Origin of the sequence: Delftia sp. K82, from assembly GCF_002193035.1 — a bacterium.
Taxonomy (GTDB): Bacteria; Pseudomonadota; Gammaproteobacteria; order Burkholderiales; family Burkholderiaceae_C; genus Comamonas; species Comamonas acidovorans.
The window spans coordinates 1,154,709-1,174,946 of record NZ_MYFL01000003.1 but is presented as its reverse complement, the minus strand read 5'-3'; the positions used below and the strand labels follow the sequence as shown (position 1 = coordinate 1,174,946).

The following is a 20,238-nucleotide window of genomic DNA, read 5'->3' as shown; positions in this document are numbered from 1 at the left end:
CCACTTTGCTCGCATAAATTGGGCTGATCCCAACCAACCTCATCGTATGAAGAAAGCAGCCCGAGGGCTGCTAAGCATCAGACACGGGTCCCCCATCAACTGGCCTGCATACATCTCCACCGACACTGCCTGCCAAGCCGCCAAGCTCCAGCGATAGAGAACATCTCAGATCACTGTGCGGCACCTGCTGGGGAAGGGCCATGCTTGCCTTTTCGGTGGCTTGCGTGTAGATTGTTAAGTAAATTCTACAAACAATTTACTTAACATTTTTATGACCACACCTTCATTGATCCAGCTCACTCTTGACACCTTGCGTTGCACCCAACGAGACCTGGCAGCCAAGCTGGGCGTTTCACCAGCACAGGTTAGCAAATGGAAGAAGGGTGAGTACATGTCAATCGAGATGAGCCAACGTTTGCGTGCTCTAACAGGGATCGGCGATATCGATCCTGACTTCATCTTGCTCGCTGGCACGATGGAAGACGCAAAAAAATGGCAACTACTGATTCGCCACTTGGCTGACACCGCTGTCCATTCAGCCGAAACTGGCTACGAAACGGTCCCCCTCACAGAGGATATTCAAGAAGACTCGTGCCCTATTTTTTTTGACACTCTTAAGGCTCTACAGGATATGGGCATAGAGATTCCTAGCCAGTACCCTGAAGAACTGGACATTAATTTCCAGAATGATGAGCAAGAAGAATTAATTTACAAGAACAATATTGTATTTATAATTAACGAGATATTCAACTCACTTAACAATGTCTATGGATTCTATTCCGCATTCGTTTCAGGAATCATCTACGACGAAGATCTAGATCTGATAGATACCCCAGTATGGGAACTGGAAAACGACATGCTAAGGCTAGCAGCCTCAAAAATAGAAATAGACAAAGACCTGACTCCAGAATTCATCAGATTCAAATGGACTATCGAGACGGAAGTTGCAAAAAAACTAAGTCTTCTTAAGGAGTATGCGTTTAAATCATGTATTCCACTGAAAGCAGAGTTACTTGATCTAGCATATGCTTCACACGATGAGCTTGGTCGAGAGGCAGATGCTCATAGTCTAGGCTTCACAAGAAATAAGATTCATCCAGATATTTACCTAAATGAGCTACTGACGGGCATGCGTGTAATACACCAAGTCCTACCAGTAATAATGAAAAAACTCGACATCTATGAAGACTTTAAAATAGACACATCAGAGTTGAGTGCAGAGCGATAAGTAATGCACAACATATCAGCCAAAGCATACTATGGATTCTCTCGGAATTTTTTGGCTGATTTTTTACACAGGTGATCGTGGGATTGCAGCGCTCGCCAAACTCCGGCCATTTCGGGAATCCGAGTCTTGTGACTACGAGCAATCAAAGCTGACTCGTTGAAGAGCGAATAACTCTCTAGAATGGGTCTACAGAATCCCTTTCTTTACCCACCAATCACTTACAACTTGTTGATTTAATTGATGTAATTTTTCATAAACAAGGATTCACCAAAGAGCACTAGGGATCACTATCAATGGCAAAACCATAATAATTCTCATGCGTCTGGAAGGTCTTGATGAATTCTTGAAGTTGCACGCAGCCATACGCGACTCTGAATAATCCCGCAGCATGTCTCATGAATTTTCGCTTAATCTGGCACCTTACCAAAATCCACGCTTCTCCAAATTTTCGAACAGATCTGATAAAACGTTGAAAGAATCTGATTCAGTTAAAAGCTGCTGAACCTCAACTGGAGTTTTTTCGCGCCTGCCAGAGAACCCATTTGCACGTCGCAGAACCTGCTCGACCAGCCTGGTACGTGGCACAAGCACGTAATGCACCTCACAATCCATTCCTTCAGCAAGTCGCGCCAAGGTATTGAGTGTAATTGTTCCGTTGGCTTCAGCTTGCTCTAACTTACGCACACCTTGAGCGGATATAGCAAGGCGGCGCCCCAAAGCACCCGAGCTCATACCCAAGGCAAGCCTTATGGTCTTTGCCCATCCACATCTTGGCGTCGCACTTCGCTGCATTTTTGCAAACTCGCCAAACTGGCGATCTAGTTCAGCAAGGCGAATAAGATCTATTCTATTTTTCAACAAATTCAAAACCCCTCTGCATTGGGCAACAGATTGGTTGCCTGCATCATTCGGTCAGGCAACTCACGGCTTCCTGTTACTTGATGCGCGAGCGCGCAAGACGCAACCGCTCGCCGTACTGCGCTATCTTCGCATGCATCACTTGTGCACGAGACCAAATAGTCTCATACGAACGGATGAACGATCATGCTTACAGTTGAGAAAAGTCTTCTTGGGAAATTTGATGAACACGAGCTTGCCAAGTGCATCAGCGCCCATGGCTGGCAAGCAGCCCTGCCTGATGCCTTGAAGGACCACCAGTTGCTCCTGCTTTCAGACCAGCTCCGAGACCTGCTGGCGGGCAAGGGATGGAACTCAAAGCATGGCGATGGTAGTGCCGCCCTGTCTTTGGGCCTTCTGCTCTTGTCCAAGGCAGGTGCTTCCCTGCCGGAGGATCTTTCCAGAGAAGCGGATATGGCCAGTTTGCACGAGGTCTTGACGCTGCTGAGCATCTCCGTAGACCATGAAATAGTCAGCAGACTACTTCGTCGAGAAGATGGGACATCGGGGGCAGGATTCATGCAAAGCCTGCGCGAGCTTGTTCAGCTGAACTCACTCACAGAGCCATTCTCCATGTGATCCTGCACCATGCGTTGAAGATCAAGCTGTACTGTATCTGTGATCAGCTTGATCGACGCCTCGTCCAAGTTAACGCAGTATGCAGCTGCGATGAGCGTCAATGGATGAATTTGCAAGCTTTCGGCCAATGCCTCAATAACGCGAACGCTCGGTATCTGATGGCCTTGCTCAACTCTGCTCATGTGACGCCTGCTGGTTGCCATCAGCATGTCCTCTTGCGTCAAACCGCGCAGGGCACGCAGCTGTCGAAGCGCGTGGCCAAAGTCGGCTCGAGTGGGAACATGTTTGCGAGGCTGCATCGCCTCGATTTCCGCCCAGTGAGACCAAAAAGACCACGACCAACTAGTCTCATCTAAGGTTTTGCTATGTCCCTGCCATCAATCGCAGCCCCCATAGTTTTCCTTGACTTCGATGGGGTGCTGCACCCTGAGTTCTGTCACGAGTCAAAGCACTTCTGCTGCCTGCCGTTGATGGAAGATCTCCTGCGTCAAGCGTCGACATGTTTGGTGGTGATTTCAAGTACCTGGCGCTTGCAAGCGCCAGTTGAGAAGCTTCGAAAGCACTTCTCACCAGACATCGCGGACAGAATTTTGGGCGTCACCCCCCACTATCCCGAGCTGCGTGATGTTCCAAACACTTTGCTGGGCTACCACCGTCAAGCTGAATGCCGGGCTTGGCTGTGGGCTAACAATTCAGCCCACCTGCCTTGGCTGGCAGTGGACGACCGTCCTTGGCTGTTCATGCCATTTTGCGGCTCCCTGTTCGTGACCAACGGCCTCGAAGGCGTTACTGAAGGCGTCGCACCACAGCTTGCTGCTCGCCTTCATCGGCTCACCAGCTGATGACATCCACACTGAAATGTGGCCGCATAGCGCCTGCACTCAGACACCGTGATCTGCTGAAAATTTAATCACAACCTGCGGATAGTTCAACACTCAGTGAGAAGCGGCGGGAAGAGTTCAAAATTCAGAGGGTTTCCAGCCGAGGAGTTCAAAACTGAGAGGCAAAAAGCGTTGTCGAGATAAGGACCTGCGTTCGCCCCGCTGAGCGTGTGAACCTTTCGATATCCCTCAGGGATCTGCCATAGAAGGTGCAAAAAATGCAGCCGCACCGAGGTGATCCAGTGTCGATGTTCACCGAGGGTTGTCTCTGCACATGAGGCAGATCAGGGACTTACATGTACCTGGACCGCCCAGTCTGGACCCGCTGTGACTCTCATAGCGAGTTGAACTTTTCGCAACTCCTGACCTGTCGGAGCCTGGGAGGGCGTCTTACCGACTGATTCGATGCTCCCACAGAGATCCGCTGCTGCGCAGGGCGCAGGGCGCAGGGCGCAGGGCGCAGGGCGCAGGGCGCAGGGCGCAGGGCGCAGGGCGCAGGGCGCAGGGCGCAGGGCGAAGGGCGCAGGGCGCAGGGCGCAGGGCTCGCGAATGTAAGCCATGGGATAGGCACCTCAAAACTTGGCATTTCTCGGCCCTGATCACTCGCCAGGCAAGTTCAGAGTGCAAAAATATTCATTTAAATCAATGACTTACGAAGCGAATCGACAAGAAATTAGTTCAAAACTGAGTGAGAAAAGTTCAAAACTCGGTGGGAATCGACAGGCAGATTGAAAGCCTGCTGGAAAAACTGTAATGCTCTCCCAGCAATATGCGCCCACCGCTGGCAAGCAGGGTTTCCAAAAATCGCTCAGACTAGGCACAAACGACTTTTGGCACTCCAAAAATGAGTGCAACCGTCTGAAAAACCCACGGAACTTTGGCTTTAGCACTCGGTCATAACGAGTGCTAATATGAAGGAATGGAAGAAAGGAACTCTGCAATGACAAACGCCTCCGGCTCCATTGCGACCACCTTGGCACCCGCTAACCCCTGGGCCCTGGTGCCGCCTCTGGGCAATTTGGATGCCTACATTTCCGCGGTCAACCGCCTGCCCATGCTCACCCTTGAGGAAGAGCAGGACTACGCCCGCAAGCTCAAAGAACACAGCGATCTGGACGCCGCAGGGCGTCTGGTGATGTCCCACCTGCGCCTGGTGGTGTCCATCTCGCGCCAGTACCTGGGCTACGGCCTGCCGCACGGCGACCTGATCCAGGAAGGCAACGTGGGCCTGATGAAGGCCGTCAAGCGCTTCGACCCCGATCAGAACGTGCGCCTGGTGAGCTACGCCATGCACTGGATCAAGGCCGAGATCCACGAGTACATCCTCAAGAACTGGCGCATGGTCAAGGTCGCCACGACCAAGGCCCAGCGCAAGCTGTTCTTCAACCTGCGTTCCATGAAGCAGGGCCTGAAGTCCGACGCCGCCATGGCCGAGGACGGCGCCATGCTGCGTGACACGCTGACCTCGGGCGAGATCGACGCCGTGGCAGAGAAGCTCAACGTCAAGCGCGAAGAAGTCATGGAGATGGAAACGCGCCTGGCAGGTGGCGACGTGCTGCTGGACCCCTCGCCCAGCGACGATGGCGAGCAGGCCTTCGGCCCCATCGCCTACCTGGCCGATGGCGCACACGAACCCACGGCCATGATCGAGTCGCGCCAGCGCGACCACCTGGCCACCGACGGCATTGCCATGGCGCTGGATTCGCTGGACGACCGCAGCCGCCGCATCGTCGAGGAGCGCTGGCTCAAGGTCAACGACGACGGCTCGGGCGGCATGACGCTGCATGAGCTGGCCGCCGTGTATGGCGTGAGCGCCGAGCGCATCCGCCAGATCGAGGTGGCTGCCATGAAGAAGATGAAGAAGGCCCTGGCCGAGTTCGCCTGATGGCCTGACGGCCTGGGCTGACAGGCCGCTTCACGACAAACCCGGATAATCTCCGGGTTTTTTATTGCCCGCAGCCTTTGCGGCCCCCACGTACCCCATGCCCGCCAGCGCCATCTCGCCACTACGCCGTCTCTTCGCCAATGCCTTGGCCACCGCCCTGGCTTCGGCCCTGCTGCCTTGCGCTGCCGTGGCGGGCGACAACTGGCCCAGCAAGCCGCTGCACCTGATCGTCGGCTTTCCCGCAGGATCTTCCCCGGACCTCACGGCGCGCGCACTGGCCGAGCCCCTGGAAAAGCACCTGGGCCAGCCCGTCATCGTCGAGAACAAGGTGGGCGCAGGCGGCAACATCGCAGGCGAGCAGGTGGCCCGTGCGCGCGACGGCCATACCTTCAGCGTGATGATCAACGGCAACCTGACGATTGCCCGCCTGCTCAACCCCGCCGTGCGCTACGACCCTGTGAAGGACCTGCAGCCCGTCAGCCTGATCGGCGTGGCGCCCCTGGTGCTGGTGGCTCCGGCCGGCGCGCCCGAGGGCCGCGCCTTCCTGGAGGCCGCGGCCCAGGCTGGCAGCCGCTGGAGCTACGGCTCCCCAGGCGTGGGCACGGTGGGCCACCTGGGCATGGAGCTGCTCAAGAGCCGCTCCGCGCTCAGGCCCGAACACATTCCCTACCCCGGCTATCCGCAGGTGTTCAACGCCATCCAGGGGGGCGACCTGCAGCTGTCCATGCTGCCGCCCGCACTGGCCATGGCCCAGGTGCAGGCCGGCAAGCTGCGCGGCGTGGCCGTGACCTCGGCCGCGCGCAGCCCGCTGGCGCCGGGACTGCCCAGCCTCAAGGAGCTGGGCGTGGGGGATTTCGATCTGGAGATCTGGAACGCCGTGGCCGCGCCCAAGGCCATGCCCGCCGCCCATGTGCAGAAGCTGGCCGAAGCGGTCAGCGAGATCGTGCGCTCGCCCGAGATGCGTGCACGCCTGGCCGCCCAGGGCTGGCAGGCTGTCGGCAGCTCACCCGAGGGCCTGGCCCTGCGCATACGCCAGGACGTGACGGCACTGGGCCGCATCATCCGCGAACAGGGAATCCACGCGCAATGACGTGCTCGATCACACTGCCATGACCGCTGCCCAAGCCTTCACCGAACTCAACGCCTGGCAGGTCATGGCCTGGGGCCTGCTCTTCTTCGGCGTGCTGTACACGACCGGCGGCTGGGGCATGACGGCGCTTACGCGCTGGCTGCAGCGGCGCGGCGTGGGCCGCGTGCTGGACACGCGCCCGCTCAAGCCCGATCAGTTGCGCCGCGAATGGCGCCAGTCGCTGCATTCGGTGCTGATCTTCGGCATCGGCATGATCGTGCCCTGGGGCCTTCTGCAATTGGGGTGGGCGCGGCTGGAGCCCGATGCAGGCCCCTGGCGCATTGCCATCGAAATCGCGGTGCTGCTGATCTGGAACGATGTGCATTTCTGGATCAACCACCGCCTGCTGCATACGCGGCTGCTGGGGCGCTTTCATGGTGACCACCACCGCTCCATCGTCACCACGCCGTGGTCCACCTACAGCTTTCATCCCATCGAAGCGCTGATGCTGGGCAACGTCATCCTGCTGCCCATGGTGGTGCATGACTTCAGTTTCTGGTCGCTGGCCTCGGTGCCGGTACTCAGCCTGCTGCTGAACGTCATAGGCCACTCCAACTATGACTTCTTTCCCGGGGTGTCCGACACGCATGCGCTGGCCGCCAGCCGGCGCCACCATCTGCACCATGCCCGGCCCAATGGCAACTACGGCTTTGCGCTGGCCTTCATGGACCGGCTGATGCGCACGCGCGTGGCACTGCCCGCCACGGCCCGGCCCAGAACGGAATGAGCCGACCGCCTGCTCGCCACGTCCAGCCACGGCTGCCCCGGCTGCGCCACTGGCGCGACCTGCAGTCGCTGGCCTATCTGGTGGCGCTGCCGCTGATCGTGTGGTGGCAGTGGCAGCATGGCTGGAACCTGTGGCTCTACGGGATCGAGCTGTTCCTCACGCTGGGCGTGGGCGTCATCCACCACAACCACACGCATTTGCGCATGTGGCGCGGGCGCTGGGCCAACCGCTTCACCGACTACTGGCTGACCCTGCTGCAGGGCCACCCGACCTTTGTGTTCTGGCCCGCCCATGTGGCCAACCACCACCGCTTCCGCCACGGCCCGCGCGACATGGCACGCACCTACCGCTTCGGCGGCGACCACAACCATCTGCCGGGCTACCTGCTCCACCCGCTGCAGGCCGGCTGGGTGCTGTACCCGCTGTTCCTGCGCTGGCTGGGCCAGCTGCGGCGGCATTGGCCCGGCGCCTTTCGCTACTGCATGGGCCAGTACCTGCTGTGGCTGGGCAGCTGGGCACTGCTGCTGTCGCTGGATTGGCAAAAGGCCTTGCTGCTGGTGATCGTTCCCCAATTGCATGGCCTGCACTGGCTGCTGGCCACCAACTACCTGCAGCACGCCCATGCCGATGGCCGGCCGCTGACGCGCGGCCAGCGGATGGACAGCGCCACGCCACTGAACTACGCGCGCAATTTCGAGGGCTGGGTCAATCCGCTGCTGTTCAACATCGGCCTGCACACGGCCCACCACGAGCGGCCCCAGGCCCACTGGTCCGAGCTCACGCGCCTGCACAGCGAACACTACCGTCAGCGCGTGGCCCCTGCGCTCAACGAAGGCGGACTGCTACCCTACATGGCCCGCGTCTTCGTGCTCGGCACGGTCTGGCCGCCGGCGCGCACGCGTGCGCAAATGCCTCCCGGAACATACGACTGATACGACCCTGAACCCATGCCCGTCGCCTATTCCAACGTCTATCTGCATGCCGCAGGCATGTTCCTGCCCGGTGAACCCGTGGACAACGCAGGCATGGATGCCTACGTGGCGCCGCTCAACCGCCTGTCCGAGCGCCTCAAGCGCCGCATCCTGGCCGAGAACGGCATTGTCCAGCGCCACTACGCCATAGACGCCGAAGGCCGCACCGTCCACAGCAACACGGCCATGGCCACCCAGGCCATCCATGACTGCCTGGCACAGGCCGGGCGTGCGCTGGGCGATGTCGGCTTCCTGGCCAGCGGCTCGTCGGGCGGCGATGCGCTCATGCCCGGCTTTGCCAACATGATCCAGGGCGAGATGGCTGCGCCGCCCATGGAGACCCTGTCCGTGCACGGCGTCTGCGCCGCCAGCGTGGGCGCGCTGCAGGCAGCGGCCCAGGCCGTGGACCGTGCGCCCGACTCGCTGGCCCTGGCCGTGGCCAGTGAAATGCCCTCGCGCCTGTTCAAGCGCTCGCGCTTCGCGGCCCAGGGATACAACACGGATTTCGACGCCCACTTCCTGCGCTGGATGCTGTCCGATGGCGCAGGCGCCGTGCTGCTGGGTGGCCCGCAGGCCCTGCCCCAGGCGCCGGGCCTGCGGCTGAAGCTGCGCTGGACCCATCTGCGCAGCTTTGCGGGCGACTACCCTGTCTGCATGCAGCTGGGACTGACGCCCGACCGCGCCACCAGCCACCTGGACTTTGCCGCCTGGGGCGATGCCGAGGCCGCAGGCGCGCTGTCGCTGCGCCAGGACATCCGCCTGCTGCCGCATCTGTTCGATGTCTGCATCCACGAATACGCCCACCTGGCCCACACGGGCTGGGTGCCCGAGCGCGGCATCGACCATTTCCTGTGCCACTACTCGTCCGAGCGCTTCATTCCCGTGGTCGATGAGCTGCTGGGCAAGGCCCAGCTCGGCATCCCGCGCGAGCGCTGGTGGAGCAACCTGGCCTGGCGCGGCAACACGGGCGCGGCCTCCATCTTCGTGATGCTGTCCGAGTTCCTGCGCACGCAATCGGCACGCCTGAAGCACGGCGACACCGTGCTGTGCTTCATTCCCGAATCGGGCCGCTTCACGGCCGGCTACATGCTGCTGGAAGTGGAGGATGCGGCCCAGGCACCCACCGCCACCCCGGCCAAGGCCACAGCACGCAGTGCCACCGCCGAAGCTCCCGCTGCCCCGGACCTGCTGCCCGATGTCTCCACCATCGCCCCGCCCCACGACCCGAACCAGGCCCCGGCCACGCTGGCGCCGCTGCTGACCGAACTGGCCAGCCTCTGGCAAGACTACCGCTCGCGCGTGTGGCGCACGCCGCTGCTGCAGCGCATACGCACAGGCAGGCTGCAGACGGCGGACTACGTGCGCTGGATGAGCCACTGGGTTCCCCAGGTGCGCGAGGGCAGCCTGTGGATGCGCGAGGGCGCGGCCTCGCTGACCGGCGAACATGCGGCGCTGGCTGCGCTGATCGACGTGCATGCGGGCGAGGAGCAGAACGACTTCCGCATCCTGCACGAGGACTACCTCAAGGCCGGCGGCACCGAGACAGACCTCACCCGCCTGCGCCGCAACCCCGGCGGCGAGGCGCTCAACGCCTACCTGCACAGCTTGGCCGCCACGCCCAATCCGATCGGCCTGCTGGGCGCCATCTACATCATCGAAGGCACGGGCCAGCGCATCGTGCCCAGCCTGCTGCCGCTGCTGCGCGCCAGCCTGCCGCTGCCGCCCGATGCCTTCCGCTTCCTGGAATACCACGGCGCCAACGACGAACACCACCTGGAGCGCTGGCTCATGGCCGTGCAGATGGTGATGGCGCTGGACGACACAGACGGCAGCGGGGGCACGGCGGCGCAGGCCATCGTGCGCACCGCGCGCCACACGGCGGCGCTGTACCTGATGCAGTTCGAGCATGTCCTGCCCGAGGAGCACTGATGCAACCACCAGACTTCATCGAACCGCCCCACGACGAGCGCGACCCCAGCCCCTGGCGCGCGCTGTACCTGGACCAGAGCACGCCGCTGCCCGACGACGTCAAGGCCGCCTGGCTGCGTGACTGCAGCAGCGGCTCGCGCCAATACCTGCTGCCCTTCCTGCGGCCGCTGGCACGCACCAGCATCGTGCTCATCCAGATCCTCAAGGTGCTGCTGCCGCGCAACTGGGCGCACTCCAGGCTGCTGCACCGGCTGCTGGCCTTCAGCATGAACCGCTTCGTCTCGCCCGAGGCCAACTGGCTGATCCTGCGCCATTTCCACCTGGGCTCGCAGATCCTGGCCTTTGTCGCGGCCAACGCGCCCACGCCCGTGTCCACCACACCGCTGGAGCCGGACAGCATCGACGACATCAAGGACGACCTGTTCCTCAGGCACGACCTGAATCTGTTCAACTTCGTCATCCGCCTGAACAACGCGCTGCGCGCCGCAGGCCAGGAACTGCAGCCCGTGGCAGAGCCCGACTTCGCCATGCTGCGCAACCCGCCCCTGCGCCTTGAGGACATGCCGCGCGGGCGCCTGAACCTGCTGGACCTGCAAAGCGCCATCGAGGTCTACACGCCCGTCTACCAGCTGCTGCTGACCGACAACGACTTCTGGCGCGCCAGCAACTCGCTGCAGCTGGACGAAACCGTGGCCATCTATGCGGCCAAGATCCTCGCCTCGCCCGAGCACCTGGTCATGCTCAACAACAAGCACCCGCTGGTGCCCCTGTCCACCCTGCGCGCCGGCCACCGCCTGGTGCTGCACGGCCTGTCCACCGAAATGCTGCACTGCCTGCTGATGAAGGTCGCCAGCGGCGACATCCCGCTGCCCGCGCGCGAGCTGGCACGCATGCGCGAGGCGGCCCGCGCCCACGGCAGTGACAGCAGCGGCAGCGCCAACAACGCCGACAGCACCGCAGCCGTCTGACCCAGGTCAAGAAACAGCGGCAGATGGCCGCCATCCCGCGCGAAACGCGTTACATCGCGTTGCATTCAACGGCATAGCCCGCTAGCCTGCACGGCTTCTCCCGGGGCGCGCCGCCCGGGTCCACTGCCGGTGCCCTGGGTGGCTGTCTGCCCGCCCAGGCTGCGGCGCATCCTAGCCTGCGTGCCCCATGCCATCGTCGTCCTCCACGCCTTCAGCGGTTCGCTGCAGCGAATGCATGCGTTCGTCCCATTGCCTGCTGGGCCAGTTGCCCGAGCCCGCATTCCAGCAATGGCTGCCGCATATCCGCGAACGCGGCCTGGCCAAGGGCCAGAAGCTTCAGGCGCAGGGCAGCGTCGCCCATGAATTCCAGGTGATCAAGATCGGCTTCGTCCTGGCCATCCGCCGTGGCGGCGACGGCGTGCAGCGGCCCGTGGCGCTGTTCGGCAACGGCCATGCGCTGGGCAGCCCGGGCTGGCTGCAGCAGCCCTCGGCCATGCACTTCGAGGCACTGGGCCCGGGGCGCATCTGCTGCGTGGACATTGCCACCATCACGCGCCGCGGCCTGGTCGATGCCGCCTTCGTGCGCGCGCTGGCCGCCAGCTACACCTGCAACAACGCCCTGCTGGCGGAATGGGCCCACATCGTCCGCATCCCCGGCGTGCTGCGCCAGCTGGCCGCCACCCTGATGCAACTGGCGGCTCTGCAGTCAAGCCTGCTCGTGCGCCTGCCCAGCCAGGGCGCACTGGCCGCCCTGCTGGCCACCACGCGCGAAACCATCGCGCGCAGCCTTGTGCGCCTGGTGCAGCTCGGCGCGCTGGAGCGGCCAGATCGATGGCATTGCGTGCTGCAGCCTGCGGTGTTGTTGAGGATCAGTGGGGCGGGTGTGCAGGATGGAGGCGGCGAAGGGCAGACGGCCAGCAAAAAAGACTAGTCTTTTCCAACGTTCTTATGGCCTCCCAACGCCTGCTCCAACCGCTCGATACGGTGAAGAAGTTCTCCGTACCTGGTCTCTGTCTGCGCCTCGAACTCAAGCACCATCCGGCGAAACAGCTGCTCTGGCGCCAGTCCGGTTCTGGCAAGGATTTCCCCCCATCGCCTTGCCGTATCCGCGGTGGCTCGCAAGACCAGATTTGACGCAGGCTCGCCCCCACTGGGCGCTTTTTCATTCTCCGGCGACTCTGTTCCGCTGAGCAACCACTCCAGATCCACAGCGAGCGCGGCAGCCAGGCGCTTGGCAACGTCCGGGCGCGGCTTGGCCCTCCTGGTCTCGTAACGGCTGATCTGTGTGGCGGCAATATCGCTGGCCACGGCCAGTTCGACCTGGGTCAGGTGCAGACGGCTTCGAGCGTCTGCCAGACGGTTCGCGAAATCGGGATTTCCCATGAAGGATTGAAAAAGGCTATCAAAGACTAGTCTTTTGATGTACTATGCATTCACACTCGACAGCAGCCACTGTGCGAGCCCGCTTGCAAGATCCGTATTGCTCAAACACACGGATCTGCTGATTCGCGCCCTTTCAGAAGGAACGAAACCATGTCGGATGATGGCATATCGGCGCCTGCCCGCCAGGCGTGTGCAAGCCCGCCCCCGCAGCCTGTGTTCAACGCCGAGGACTTGGCGTCCGATGCGCTGTGCCATATGGAAGCGGCGCTGGCCGTGCTGGAAGTGCACGCGCAGCAGTGCCAGTACCCGGACGTGCATGGCGCGCGCGATTTGCTGCGCAGCTACTACGACACGGCCTATGGCCACATGAACAACGAGCCCCTGCCAGACATGGAGGCTGTGGTACTGCCCAGAATGTCTTCGGACCTGGACCGTGCCGTGGGAATCCTCCAGCGCGTGAACGGCGACGACAGGGATGACCTCATGCTGCACGCCGTCAATCATCTGTTGCGCGCTGCGCGCAGGCATCTCCAAAGGCAGGCCTGAACCAGGTTCTGTTCACACCCTAAGCCACCCCCGCCTGCTGCGCCAGCAGCGTCGCCACGGGCCTGTGGATCAGCGCAGGAATCTGCTCTGCCGGCATGGCGCGGGCGAAGAGCCAGCCCTGGTAGGCGTCGCAGTCCAGGATGCGCAGCAGGCGCAATTGCTCGGCCGTTTCCACGCCTTCGGCGACCACCTGCAGGCCCAGGGTGCGGGCCAGCGCGATCACGGCCTTGACGATCTTGGCGTCGGCCGGGCTGTCGAGCATGGGGCCGATGAAGGTGCGGTCTATCTTCACGCGCGAGACGGGCAGATCGCGCAGGTGGGCCAGCGAGGAGTAGCCGGTGCCGAAATCGTCCAGCACCACGCAGACGCCGGCCGCCAGCAGGCTGCCCAGCAGCTCGCGCGCCTGCAGCGGGTCGGTCATGGCGGCAGACTCGGTGACTTCCAGCTCCAACAGGTGCGGCGGCACGCCATGCCGAGCCAGGCTGGCCATGAGGCGCTGCTGCAGGTCGGCCTGGCGCAGTTGCTGGGCCGAGAGGTTGACCGCCACGCGCAGCGGCATGCCTGCGCGCAGCCAGTCGCCGGCCTGGCGGCAGGCAGCATCGATCACCCATTCCCCCAGGGCCAGGATCAGGCCCGTGGATTCGGCCACGGGCACGAAGCGTTCGGGCGAGACCCAGCCCATCTGCTCGTCGTTCCAGCGCAGCAGGGCTTCCACGCCCTGGACCTGGCCGCCCAGCACCTGCACCTGGGGCTGGAAGTGCAGGCTCAGCAGGCCCCGGTCCAGGGCACGCTTGAGGCGTTCGTGCAGCAGCACTTTCTCTGCCATGGCCTCGCCCATGGCGCAGGCATAGCGCGCATAGGAGGAGCGGCTGCGCTGCTTGGCGTCGTACATGGCCATGTCGGCATAGCGCATGAGGGTGGCCGCATCGCCCGCGTCCTGCGGATAGAAGGCTGCGCCCACGCTGGCACCGAAGTTCAGCGCGTAGTGGCCTATGGCGCAGGGCCGGCACAGCTCGTGCAGCAGCGCGTCGATGCGCTGGCGCAGATCGGGCTCGTTGCAGGGCTGCAGCAGGGCGGTGAACTCGTCACCGCCCATGCGCGCCAGCGTGGCCGAGCCGCCCAGCGCGACCTGCAGGCGGCGCGCCACCTCCTTGAGGACCTGGTCGCCCACGTCGTGGCCATAACCGTCGTTGATGGCCTTGAAGTTGTCGAGGTCGAGCAGCAGCAGCGCAAAGGACGCGGGGCCGGCGCCCGATTCAGACTGCGCCTGCGCCTGCGAGATCGCCTGTTCCACCTGCAGCCCGAACTGCCAGCGGTTGAGCAGGCCGGTCAGCGTGTCGTGGGTGGCGTGGTAGTGCATGCAGGCTTCCATCTGGCGCAGCTGCGACAGGTCGCGCACGAAGGCCACGGCCACGCCGCTGCCGTGCGGCGAGTGGCCCAGGGCGATGTCCACCGACAGGCGCTTGCCGTCCTTGCGCAGCAGCCATAGGTCCCGCCCCTGGCCCATGGGCCGGCGCGCGGGCTGGGCGAAGTAGGACTGCAGTTGCGGCCCGTGGGCCGCCTGCGCCTCGGCCGGCAGCAGCATCTGCAGCGAGTGGCCCAGCAATTCGGCGGCGCCATAGCCGCTCATGGCCTGCATGGCGGGATTGGCCAGCAGGATGCGGCCGCTGCGGTCCACAAGCAAGATACCGTCGGGCGCGGCCTCCATGGCCACGCGCTTGAGGTCTTCGTCCAGCGCTTCGCCCGGTGCGGCGGGATCGCCGGCAACCATGCTCCAGCCCGCCGCCATCATGCGGACGCCCCGCTGCCGTGAAAGACCGATGCCGCAGCCTCCAGCGCCTGCGCCTGTCCGGCCAGCAGCTGTGCGTGCCCGATGGTGTCGCGCGCCAGGGCGGCGTTGTGCTGGGTCATCTGTTCGAGCTGCTGCACGGCGGCCTGCACCTGCTGCACGCCGCCGGCCTGGGCCTGGCTGGCGGCCTGCATGCCTTCGGCCAGCACCAGTTGCTCGCGCATATCGGCCTGCACGGCCAGCATGGCCTCGCCCACTTCACGCGCCATGGCGCAGCTTTGCGCCACCTGCTGCTGCGATGCCTCGATCAACGCCTTGATCTGGCGCGCGGCGTGGGCGCTGCGTTGGGACAGGCCGCGCACCTCATCGGCCACCACGGCAAAGCCCTTGCCGTGTTCTCCGGCGCGTGCCGCCTCCACGGCGGCGTTGAGCGCCAGCAGGTTGGTCTGGAAGGCGATGCCGTCGATGAGCGAGCTGATCTGCCCCACCTGGTCGCTGGTCTGGGCCACGCCGCGCATGCCCTGGTCCAGTTGCACGACCATGCGGCTGCTCTGCCCTGCCATGTCCACGCCGTGGCGCGCGCGGGCGGCGGCCTCGCCGGCCTGGGCGCTGCTGCGCTCGATGGCGCTGGCCAGGGCCTGCATGGCCTGGGCCGATTGCTCCAGGCTCGCGGCCGCGGCTTCGGTGCGGTCGCTCAGTTCGGTGCTGCCCTGCTGCACGGCCAGCGCGCAGCGGCGCACCTGGTCGCTCTTGCCCTGGATGTCGCCGACCAGGGAGACCAGGTTGAGTCCGGTCTGCCGCACGGCGCTGCCGATGGCACCGATCTCGTCCGTGCGCTGCAGAAACCGTGCATCGGTCTGCTGCCCGCTGGCCACGGCCTGGGCCTGGCCGCGCAGCGCCGCCAGGGGCATGAGCAGCCGGCGGCGCAGCCATTGCCCGGCCGCCACGCAGGCCAGGCTCCAGATCAGCCAGGCCGGCCAGACCTGGGCCGGCGGCACGGCCGATGGCTGCAGCGCGGAAGACCACAACCCGGCCGACCCCAGCAGCCACAGGCCGGCCACCACGGCCTGCACGCGCCAGGCCAGTGGCCGAAAGCGCCACCACCGCTGCAGTGCGCCCACGGCGCCGCGCCCCACGGGAAAGCCCCGGTGCAGGCCAAGCGAGCGCACGCCGGCATTGATCTGTTCATAGAGCGCCGCATGCTGCTGCACCTCGCGCGGCTCGGGCCGGGTGCGCACGGACAGGTAGCCGACCACGGCGCCCGCATGGCGTATGGGACTGGCGTTGGCGCGCACCCAGTAGTGGTCGCCGTTCTTGCGCCGGTTCTTGACCAGGGCGCTCCAGGGAAGCCCGCGCTGGATGGTGGACCACATGTCGGCAAAGGCGGCGGCCGGCATGTCGGGATGGCGCACGATGCTGTGGGCCTTGCCGTAGAGCTCGGCGGCCTCGAAGCCGCTGACGCGGATGAAGGCATCGTTGGCATAGACGATGCGCCCCTTCAGGTCGGTGACGGAAAGAAGCGTCTCTCCTTCGCTCAGAGGGTACTCACGCTGGGTGACGTACACGTTTCGCCGCATGGATCAGGTCTCTCGGAGATGGGCGGGGCGTCGGCATGACACCCCCAGGCGGGGCCCACTCTAAGCAGTCCTGAGGCGATGCACATCAGGGATGGTGTGCTGCAGCGCACCTAAACGCAGTCAATGTGACGGGGGTCACATTGGCTGCGGCGCGCGCAGGATCAGGAGCGCTTTTCCTGCAGCAGGGCCTTGACGTCGGCGCCCAGCACCTGCGGGCCGCCGCCGTATCGCTCATACACGCGCAGGCGGCCGGCCGTGTCATAGACATAGCTGCCGGCCGAATGGTCCAGCGTGTAGGTGCCTTCGGTCTTGCCGGGCACTTTCTTGTAGAAGAGCTTGAAGTCCTTGGCCACGGCCGCCGTCTCGTCCGGCGTGCCGTGCAGGCCGACGAAGCCGGGGTCGAAGTTGCCCAGGTAGGCCTTGAGCACCTCGGGCGTGTCGCGCTCGGGGTCCAGGGTGACGAAGACGCCCTGCAGCCTGTCGCCATCGGCGCCCAGTTGCTGCTTGACCTCGACCAGCTCCTGCAGGGTGGTGGGGCAGACATCGGGGCATTGCGTGTAGCCGAAGAAGACCACGACGACCTTGCCTGCAAAGTCCTTGATGCTGCGCTGCTTGCCGTCCACATCGCGCAGGGGAATGTCCTTGGCGTACTCGGCGCCCGTGACATCGACGCCCTGGAAACTGGTCTTTGCCTCGCGCGAGCACCCGCTCAGCGCCAGGGCGCCCCATGCCATGGCGGTCAAGCCCAGAACGCGCAGCGCTGTCCGTTTGTTCATGCTTCCTCAACAAGGTAGTTGCCGCAGGCTGCGTGGCCGCAAAGGCTGCGCGCCGGCCCGGGCTGGAAAGGGAAAAGGCGAAAGCGTCCGCTGAAGGCGCTTTCGCACAGCCGCAAACCATAACCCATAACCGCAAGACCCCGGCGCCGCGGGGCCGGCCTGCCGGCCTACCAGGGCCTACCAGGGCCTACCAGGGCCTACCAGGGCCTACTAAAGCCTACTGGCCAGCCTTACTCGCCGTCGCCCGGACGCCCTGCCGTGTCCCAGGAAGCCGATGCACGCAGCAGCCGGTCCAGGTCGCGCTTGGCCTTGCCGGCATCGGCCATGCCCAGGCCTGCGGGCATGCGCATCATCCAGTGGCCCTGCGGGTCCACCACGTACAGGTGGTCCTGCAGCGCATGGCCGGGCGCCGGCTGCAGCCAGCCGCGCAGCACGGCCTCGGGCACGCGCAGCACCGTGGCCTGGGCCAGCGCGGGGCGCAGGTGCGCGGGCACGGGTGCGTCGTCGGAGATGAGCCAGACCCGGTCCAGCCGGTCCTTTTCGCGGCCCAGTGTCTCGCGCAGCTGGCGCTGCAGATAGAGATGGCTTTCGCAGTCGCTGCCGCAGGCACCGCCCGCCACGCTGAGAAGCAGCCACTGGCCCTTGAGCGACTGCAGCGGCAGCGGCGCGCCGTCCAGCGTGGTGGCCGTGGCCGAAGGCAGGGCCGGCTGGGCGGCGATCAACTCGCCAAAGCTGCGCTGCTGGCCAGGCCGCAGCACGTAGTAGGTGAAATAGGAGGCCACCACGGGCGCGGCGCAGACCGCGAACACGGCCAGCATCTTCCAGCGGCCGCTGCGCGTGCGTTGCGCGCCGGCAAGGCCCGGCTGCAAGGGTGGCAGGCCATGGACGGTCATCTCCAGGGGAGTCTCAGGAGCGGGCATGGCGCGGGCGGACAAAGCGTCGGACGATTTGGAACCAGACATACAAAAGCGTGATCAGGGCCGCAAGTCCAAACCATTGGAACGCATAGCCATGGTGTTTCTCGACACCGGCCGTCACAACGGGCCAGTCGCGCCGCAGGCCTTCGCTGGCTTCGCCGGTCTGCAGCAGGCTCCATTCGCGCAGCGGCAGCCCGGAGGCCACGGCCCATTCGGCAATGTCCACATTCTGTCGGATGCGCGACTTTTGCCCATCAGGGTCTGCCCCTGCACGGCCGAATTCGTAGAGCCGGGACGGCGCGGCCTCCATGCGCCCCTCAACGGTCACCACGCCTTCGGGCGTCTGCACCTCGGGCAAGGCCGTGCGGTCCAGAAAGTTGCGCGGCACCCAGCCGCGCTGCACGGCAATCACCACATCCTCATGCGGCGCGGCCAGCCGCAGCGGCGTGAGCACAAAGAAGCCCGGTTGGCCCTGCATCTGGCGGTTGTCCAGGTACAGCGACTGCCCGGCAATCCAGTGGCCCTGCAGTCGCACGGGCCGGTGCAGCCAGGGCGCCGCCTCGGTGTTCAGGGCAGCACCGGGTTGCATGGGCGCCAGCTGCGCGTTGTCCAACGGCGGCAGGCCCTGCTGGCGCTGCACGGCATCGAACAATTGCTGCTTGTAGGCCGCGCGCTGCAGTTGCCAGCGGCCCAGGGACAGTGTGATGGCCACGCCGATCAGCGCGGCCAAGGTGATCAGTACAAACCGCCAGCGGTCTGGCATTCTGGAAACACGCACCGGATAATCCACCCATGAAATTCGTGATCGTTCTCGCCCTGCTGGCCATTGTCGCCAGTCTGGGCAGCGCCTTGTTCTTCATGATGCGCCGCAATCCCGAAGACCAGGAGGGTGCGGGCGACGACAGGCGCCGCAGCCGCGCCATGTTCCGCGCACTGGCACTGCGCGTGGGCCTGTCCATCGCGCTGTTCCTGTGCGTGCTGCTGGCGGCCAAGCTGGGCTACATCCATCCCACCGGCTGGACCGCCGGGCAATAGACAAGCCCCCTGCCCCCGCAAACAAAAAGAAGCGCCCAGGCGCTTCTTTTTGCATGGGGCGGGCAGGCCCTCACATCCAGTACACGAGGACGTAGAGGAACAGCCAGACCACGTCCACGAAGTGCCAGTACCAGGCCGCACCCTCGAAGCCGAAATGCCGCTCGGACGTGAAGTGCCCCGCATGCAGGCGCATGGTGATGAAGAACAGCATCAGCATGCCCACAAAGACGTGGAAGCCGTGGAATCCCGTGAGAAGGAAGAAGGTCGAGCCGAACACGCCCGAGGACAGCTTGAGGTTCAGCTCGGTGTACAGGTGGTAGTACTCGTAGCCCTGCACGCACAGGAAGACGAAGCCCAGGACCACCGTCATCCACATGAAGGCGATGGTGCGGGCGCGGTGGCCGGCCTGCAGCGCATGGTGGGCGATGGTCAGCGTCACGCCCGAGGTCAGCAGCAGCGCCGTGTTGATGGTGGGCAGCCAGAACGGGCCCACGGTCTGGAAGGGCTCGACGCTGTTGGCCGGCGAGGCCGTGGCGCCCGCTGCCATGCTGGGCCAGACCGCCTTGAAGTCGGGCCAGAGCAAAGCGTTGTCCAGGCTGCCCAGCGCGGGCACCGAATGCGAGCGCGCCCACCACAGGGCGGTGAAGAAGGCGCCGAAGAACATCACCTCGGAGAAGATGAACCAGCTCATGCTCCAGCGGAAGGACAGGTCGATCTTGCGCCCGTACTTACCCGACTCGCTCTCATGCGCGGCCTCCCGGAACCAGAAAAAGAGCACGGCCAGCCACCAGACCAGGCCCAGGCCCAGGCTGTACATGCCCCATTCATGCCCATTGATCCAGTTGCCCGCGCCCAGGATCACGAAGAACAGCCCCGCCGCCGCCATGACGGGGTGGCTGGACTCGGCCGGCACGTAGTAGTAAGGCGTTTTGCCGTGGGTGGTTGCACTCATTGCTCAGCTCCTGAAATTCTTGGTTCTCGGTTTCCCGTCTATCACTCTCTGTCCCCGATGGCCGCGCCG

21 protein-coding genes are annotated in these 20,238 nt (G+C 63.9%); 12 read left to right on the top strand and 9 right to left on the bottom strand.

Features of this window, described 5'->3' with window-relative positions; all coding sequences use genetic code 11:
* Positions 1–271 precede the first annotated feature (271 nt).
* Positions 272–1,228 carry a helix-turn-helix domain-containing protein gene (locus KDK82_RS22130; protein ID WP_012203626.1) on the top strand — a complete coding sequence of 319 codons (957 nt, stop codon included), beginning with the start codon at positions 272–274 and terminating at the stop codon, positions 1,226–1,228.
* Between the two features lie 420 nt (positions 1,229–1,648).
* Here the strand turns inward: KDK82_RS22130 and KDK82_RS22125 are convergent, their stop codons facing one another.
* A complete protein-coding gene (locus tag KDK82_RS22125; RefSeq protein ID WP_225971060.1) occupies positions 1,649–2,095 on the bottom strand; it encodes a DNA-binding protein in 447 nt (148 codons plus the stop codon).
* Positions 2,096–2,272: 177 nt separating this feature from the next.
* Between KDK82_RS22125 and KDK82_RS22120 the strand changes: the two genes are divergently transcribed.
* The gene (locus tag KDK82_RS22120; RefSeq protein WP_012203624.1) at positions 2,273–2,704 is read left to right on the top strand and encodes a hypothetical protein; all 432 of its coding nucleotides are present in this window, start codon (positions 2,273–2,275) and stop codon (positions 2,702–2,704) included.
* On the opposite strand, the gene KDK82_RS22115 is transcribed toward KDK82_RS22120, so the two are convergent.
* A complete protein-coding gene (locus KDK82_RS22115) occupies positions 2,668–3,003 on the bottom strand; it encodes a helix-turn-helix domain-containing protein (RefSeq protein ID WP_080649860.1) in 336 nt (111 codons plus the stop codon). The genes KDK82_RS22120 and KDK82_RS22115 overlap by 37 nt on opposite strands.
* A 66-nt stretch (positions 3,004–3,069) precedes the next feature.
* Here KDK82_RS22115 and KDK82_RS22110 point away from each other — a divergent pair, with 66 nt between their 5' ends.
* The 8 genes from KDK82_RS22110 (at position 3,070) to KDK82_RS22075 (ending at position 12,125) form a co-directional block, all read left to right on the top strand.
* On the top strand, positions 3,070–3,546 hold the full coding sequence (locus KDK82_RS22110; protein ID WP_012203623.1) for an HAD domain-containing protein: 477 nt from the start codon (positions 3,070–3,072) through the stop codon (positions 3,544–3,546).
* A gap of 979 nt (positions 3,547–4,525) precedes the next feature.
* Complete coding sequence (gene rpoH, locus KDK82_RS22105; protein ID WP_012203622.1) at positions 4,526–5,470, top strand: RNA polymerase sigma factor RpoH; 945 nt, start codon at positions 4,526–4,528, stop codon at positions 5,468–5,470.
* A gap of 97 nt (positions 5,471–5,567) precedes the next feature.
* Positions 5,568–6,560 carry a tripartite tricarboxylate transporter substrate binding protein gene (locus KDK82_RS22100; RefSeq protein WP_088166211.1) on the top strand — a complete coding sequence of 331 codons (993 nt, stop codon included), beginning with the start codon at positions 5,568–5,570 and terminating at the stop codon, positions 6,558–6,560.
* Positions 6,561–6,579: 19 nt separating this feature from the next.
* A complete protein-coding gene (locus tag KDK82_RS22095) occupies positions 6,580–7,326 on the top strand; it encodes a sterol desaturase family protein (protein ID WP_034390682.1) in 747 nt (248 codons plus the stop codon).
* Positions 7,323–8,258, top strand: a complete 936-nt coding sequence (locus tag KDK82_RS22090; RefSeq protein WP_088166210.1) for a fatty acid desaturase — start codon at positions 7,323–7,325, stop codon at positions 8,256–8,258. Before KDK82_RS22095 ends, KDK82_RS22090 begins: the two co-directional genes overlap by 4 nt.
* A gap of 15 nt (positions 8,259–8,273) precedes the next feature.
* On the top strand, positions 8,274–10,226 hold the full coding sequence (locus tag KDK82_RS22085) for a StlD/DarB family beta-ketosynthase (protein ID WP_088166209.1): 1,953 nt from the start codon (positions 8,274–8,276) through the stop codon (positions 10,224–10,226).
* The gene (locus KDK82_RS22080; RefSeq protein ID WP_088166208.1) at positions 10,226–11,194 is read left to right on the top strand and encodes a hypothetical protein; all 969 of its coding nucleotides are present in this window, start codon (positions 10,226–10,228) and stop codon (positions 11,192–11,194) included. Before KDK82_RS22085 ends, KDK82_RS22080 begins: the two co-directional genes overlap by 1 nt.
* Before the next feature lie 235 nt (positions 11,195–11,429).
* A complete protein-coding gene (locus KDK82_RS22075) occupies positions 11,430–12,125 on the top strand; it encodes a Crp/Fnr family transcriptional regulator (protein WP_088166207.1) in 696 nt (231 codons plus the stop codon).
* Here KDK82_RS22075 and KDK82_RS22070 read toward each other — a convergent pair.
* Positions 12,122–12,577, bottom strand: a complete 456-nt coding sequence (locus KDK82_RS22070; RefSeq protein ID WP_034390675.1) for a helix-turn-helix domain-containing protein — start codon at positions 12,575–12,577, stop codon at positions 12,122–12,124. The two genes, KDK82_RS22075 and KDK82_RS22070, sit on opposite strands and share 4 nt — an antisense overlap.
* A gap of 150 nt (positions 12,578–12,727) precedes the next feature.
* Between KDK82_RS22070 and KDK82_RS22065 the strand changes: the two genes are divergently transcribed.
* Positions 12,728–13,123, top strand: coding sequence for a hypothetical protein (locus tag KDK82_RS22065; RefSeq protein ID WP_051940538.1), 396 nt, complete (start codon positions 12,728–12,730; stop codon positions 13,121–13,123).
* Between the two features lie 19 nt (positions 13,124–13,142).
* On the opposite strand, the gene KDK82_RS22060 is transcribed toward KDK82_RS22065, so the two are convergent.
* The 5 genes from KDK82_RS22060 to KDK82_RS22040 form a co-directional block, all read right to left on the bottom strand.
* On the bottom strand, positions 13,143–14,915 hold the full coding sequence (locus tag KDK82_RS22060; protein ID WP_088166206.1) for a bifunctional diguanylate cyclase/phosphodiesterase: 1,773 nt from the start codon (positions 14,913–14,915) through the stop codon (positions 13,143–13,145).
* A complete protein-coding gene (locus KDK82_RS22055; RefSeq protein ID WP_088166205.1) occupies positions 14,912–16,489 on the bottom strand; it encodes a PAS domain-containing methyl-accepting chemotaxis protein in 1,578 nt (525 codons plus the stop codon). The genes KDK82_RS22060 and KDK82_RS22055 overlap by 4 nt, the downstream gene beginning before the upstream one ends.
* 161 nt (positions 16,490–16,650) lie before the next feature.
* A complete protein-coding gene (locus KDK82_RS22050) occupies positions 16,651–17,265 on the bottom strand; it encodes an SCO family protein (protein WP_034390671.1) in 615 nt (204 codons plus the stop codon).
* A gap of 230 nt (positions 17,266–17,495) precedes the next feature.
* Positions 17,496–18,185 (bottom strand): hypothetical protein, encoded by a 690-nt coding sequence (locus tag KDK82_RS22045; protein ID WP_088166363.1) that lies wholly within the window; start codon positions 18,183–18,185, stop codon positions 17,496–17,498.
* Positions 18,172–18,945, bottom strand: coding sequence for an SURF1 family protein (locus KDK82_RS22040; protein ID WP_088166204.1), 774 nt, complete (start codon positions 18,943–18,945; stop codon positions 18,172–18,174). The genes KDK82_RS22045 and KDK82_RS22040 overlap by 14 nt, the downstream gene beginning before the upstream one ends.
* Positions 18,946–18,974: 29 nt before the next feature.
* On the opposite strand from KDK82_RS22040, the gene KDK82_RS22035 reads away from it, so the two are divergent.
* Positions 18,975–19,217, top strand: coding sequence for a twin transmembrane helix small protein (locus KDK82_RS22035; RefSeq protein WP_088166203.1), 243 nt, complete (start codon positions 18,975–18,977; stop codon positions 19,215–19,217).
* Positions 19,218–19,287: 70 nt separating this feature from the next.
* On the opposite strand, the gene KDK82_RS22030 is transcribed toward KDK82_RS22035, so the two are convergent.
* Positions 19,288–20,169, bottom strand: a complete 882-nt coding sequence (locus tag KDK82_RS22030) for a cytochrome c oxidase subunit 3 (protein WP_012203607.1) — start codon at positions 20,167–20,169, stop codon at positions 19,288–19,290.
* Positions 20,170–20,238: the final 69 nt, after the last annotated feature.

What these genes read in the sequence shown, in the direction of transcription:
- KDK82_RS22080 (WP_088166208.1), top strand. Translation starts at nt 10,226, where the DNA reads ATGCAACCACCAGACTTCATCGAACCGCCCCACGACGAGCGCGACCCC.
- KDK82_RS22115 (WP_080649860.1), bottom strand. Translation starts at nt 3,003, where the DNA reads ATGCAGCCTCGCAAACATGTTCCCACTCGAGCCGACTTTGGCCACGCG.
- KDK82_RS22095 (WP_034390682.1), top strand. Translation starts at nt 6,580, where the DNA reads ATGACCGCTGCCCAAGCCTTCACCGAACTCAACGCCTGGCAGGTCATG.
- KDK82_RS22120 (WP_012203624.1), top strand. Translation starts at nt 2,273, where the DNA reads ATGCTTACAGTTGAGAAAAGTCTTCTTGGGAAATTTGATGAACACGAG.
- rpoH (WP_012203622.1), top strand. Translation starts at nt 4,526, where the DNA reads ATGACAAACGCCTCCGGCTCCATTGCGACCACCTTGGCACCCGCTAAC.
- KDK82_RS22060 (WP_088166206.1), bottom strand. Translation starts at nt 14,915, where the DNA reads ATGATGGCGGCGGGCTGGAGCATGGTTGCCGGCGATCCCGCCGCACCG.
- KDK82_RS22070 (WP_034390675.1), bottom strand. Translation starts at nt 12,577, where the DNA reads ATGGGAAATCCCGATTTCGCGAACCGTCTGGCAGACGCTCGAAGCCGT.
- KDK82_RS22110 (WP_012203623.1), top strand. Translation starts at nt 3,070, where the DNA reads ATGTCCCTGCCATCAATCGCAGCCCCCATAGTTTTCCTTGACTTCGAT.
- KDK82_RS22050 (WP_034390671.1), bottom strand. Translation starts at nt 17,265, where the DNA reads ATGAACAAACGGACAGCGCTGCGCGTTCTGGGCTTGACCGCCATGGCA.
- KDK82_RS22035 (WP_088166203.1), top strand. Translation starts at nt 18,975, where the DNA reads ATGAAATTCGTGATCGTTCTCGCCCTGCTGGCCATTGTCGCCAGTCTG.
- KDK82_RS22045 (WP_088166363.1), bottom strand. Translation starts at nt 18,185, where the DNA reads ATGCCCGCTCCTGAGACTCCCCTGGAGATGACCGTCCATGGCCTGCCA.
- KDK82_RS22055 (WP_088166205.1), bottom strand. Translation starts at nt 16,489, where the DNA reads ATGCGGCGAAACGTGTACGTCACCCAGCGTGAGTACCCTCTGAGCGAA.
- KDK82_RS22100 (WP_088166211.1), top strand. Translation starts at nt 5,568, where the DNA reads ATGCCCGCCAGCGCCATCTCGCCACTACGCCGTCTCTTCGCCAATGCC.
- KDK82_RS22030 (WP_012203607.1), bottom strand. Translation starts at nt 20,169, where the DNA reads ATGAGTGCAACCACCCACGGCAAAACGCCTTACTACTACGTGCCGGCC.
- KDK82_RS22090 (WP_088166210.1), top strand. Translation starts at nt 7,323, where the DNA reads ATGAGCCGACCGCCTGCTCGCCACGTCCAGCCACGGCTGCCCCGGCTG.
- KDK82_RS22075 (WP_088166207.1), top strand. Translation starts at nt 11,430, where the DNA reads ATGCGTTCGTCCCATTGCCTGCTGGGCCAGTTGCCCGAGCCCGCATTC.
- KDK82_RS22130 (WP_012203626.1), top strand. Translation starts at nt 272, where the DNA reads ATGACCACACCTTCATTGATCCAGCTCACTCTTGACACCTTGCGTTGC.
- KDK82_RS22065 (WP_051940538.1), top strand. Translation starts at nt 12,728, where the DNA reads ATGTCGGATGATGGCATATCGGCGCCTGCCCGCCAGGCGTGTGCAAGC.
- KDK82_RS22085 (WP_088166209.1), top strand. Translation starts at nt 8,274, where the DNA reads ATGCCCGTCGCCTATTCCAACGTCTATCTGCATGCCGCAGGCATGTTC.
- KDK82_RS22040 (WP_088166204.1), bottom strand. Translation starts at nt 18,945, where the DNA reads ATGCCAGACCGCTGGCGGTTTGTACTGATCACCTTGGCCGCGCTGATC.